This window comes from Salmonella sp. FC25216, assembly GCF_057751355.1.
The window spans coordinates 1-305 of record NZ_JBDGON010000045.1 but is presented as its reverse complement, the minus strand read 5'-3'; the positions used below and the strand labels follow the sequence as shown (position 1 = coordinate 305).

Here is a 305-nt window from a genome sequence, read left to right as displayed (position 1 = left end):
CGGGCACAGGGTACTCCATCACCTCCTGTGGTGCTTTCCCACTCAGGGCGCACCACGGCGTGGTGGCATCGGTGATATGAATCCCGCCATGCCACATCCCGTTACTGCCAACGAGCCAGTGTCCGGTAGGCTCTCCCTGAAGATGAGCCAGAATATCGTCAATGTTGCTGAACGCGTGCCCCCGGTTATTTTTGGGGACCGGAAAGGCCCGGATAAAGGGACGTGGTGGTGTACTGACGGCAGCACCGGTAGTACTGGCTGAGGTGTTTCCCATGAATCTCTGTTCCCTGACACCATGATAAAAG

The 305-nt window shown here is 57.0% G+C and carries 1 pseudogene; it reads right to left on the bottom strand.

The features are described from left to right. Positions 1 to 274: pseudogene (locus AC3G3F_RS23920) on the bottom strand (hypothetical protein); the annotation flags it as partial. Positions 275 to 305 lie beyond the last annotated feature (31 nt).